Source organism: Endozoicomonas sp. SESOKO3, from assembly GCF_024606255.1.
This window is the reverse complement of sequence record NZ_JAHHPR010000751.1, coordinates 1-1,029: the sequence shown is the minus strand read 5'-3', so window position 1 is coordinate 1,029 and position 1,029 is coordinate 1. Positions and strand designations below refer to the sequence as shown.

1 protein-coding gene is annotated in these 1,029 nt (G+C 50.1%); it reads left to right on the top strand.

All coding sequences use genetic code 11. The features are described 5' to 3' along the window. Positions 1-939: cryptochrome/photolyase family protein (locus tag KDK18_RS13240; RefSeq protein ID WP_373691175.1), on the top strand; the 939-nt coding region annotated here is incomplete at its 5' end. Positions 940-1,029 lie beyond the last annotated feature (90 nt).

Below are 1,029 nucleotides of genomic sequence, written 5' to 3'. Positions count from 1 at the left end.
GTGACAACGATTCTGGAAAGGTTGGATAGACACAATATTCAATACTTTGGTAAGGCCACTCCAGACCTGATCTGGCCGATTACGAGGCAGCAGTCACTCAAACAGCTGCGCTACTTCTGTCAGCATGGGCTTCCACGGTTCGGACAGTTTCAGGACGCTATGACTCACCAGAGTGACAAAAAATGGAGCCTATACCACTCCCGTCTGTCCTTTGCCCTGAACAGTAAAATGCTGACCCCTGTGCAGGTTATTCAAGCTGCAGTCAAAGCCTGGCAGGCAGACCGGGAGTCCATCTCCATTGCTCAGGTTGAAGGATTTATCCGACAGATTCTTGGCTGGCGAGAGTACGTCCGGGGCATTTACTGGGTCAACATGCCGCAGTATTCCTCTCTCAACTATTTCAAAGCTAAGCGGGCATTGCCGGACTTTTTCTGGACCGGCGAAACCCGAATGACCTGTCTTCAGGAGGCTATTGGTCAGTCTCTGGATTATTCCTATGCCCACCATATCCAGAGACTGATGATCACAGGCACATTCTGTTTGTTGGCTGGCGTCGACCCCAGTCAGGTTGACGAGTGGTACCTGGGCATTTATGTGGATGCTATCGAGTGGGTGGAGCTCCCAAATACCCGTGGTATGAGTCAGTTTGCAGATGGTGGTTTGCTGGCTTCAAAACCCTACGCCGCCAGCGGTCATTACATCAATAAAATGAGTGATTACTGCAAAAGCTGTTACTACAATGTGAAGCAAAAAACCGGCGAGCGAGCCTGCCCATTCAACGGCCTTTACTGGCACTTTATGGTGAAACACAGAGCGCAACTCAGCAAGAACCCCAGGCTCGGCATGATCTACAAGAACTGGGACAAGCAGTCCGTCGATGATCAGGCTGTCATCACCCGTCAGGCGAAGGCGTACCTGAAGAAAATAAACAGGCTGTAGTTCGATACAGCCTCAGAGTTTAGGGCTCTGTCATGGCTGAAGAGTGGCCTTACCAAAGTATTGAATATTGTGTCTATCCAACCTTTCCAG